We start from the raw sequence: 253 nt of genomic DNA, 5'->3' as shown, positions 1-253 counted from the left end.
TTCGAACCCTCATCATCTCCGGTGCTTGATTCAGCTGGCGTTGCACTTCCTCCAGCACAGCTTCATGTTCCCAGCGCCTTACCCGACGATTTGTGCTTGGCGTGCACTGGGTTTTCAGGGTGCAACTTGAATCGCCCCTAGTTTCGTAGACACCTCCAGGCCTTATAATCGAGGCACCCAGGAGGTCCAATGAGCAACTCACGCTACACCGAAGAATTTAAAATTGAAGCCGTCAAACAGGTGGCTGACCGAG

At 53.0% G+C, this 253-nt stretch carries 1 pseudogene; it reads right to left on the bottom strand.

Going from position 1 to position 253, the window contains the following annotated elements:
- Positions 1-124: pseudogene (locus tag H4J77_RS20120) on the bottom strand (hypothetical protein); the annotation flags it as partial.
- Between the last annotated feature and the right edge of the window lie 129 nt (positions 125-253).

The organism is Pseudomonas sp. 5Ae-yellow (genome assembly GCF_014077575.1).
GTDB lineage: Bacteria > Pseudomonadota > Gammaproteobacteria > Pseudomonadales > Pseudomonadaceae > Halopseudomonas > Halopseudomonas neustonica.
Note: the sequence above shows the minus strand (reverse complement) of the source record. Positions and strands in the feature narration are given on the sequence as shown.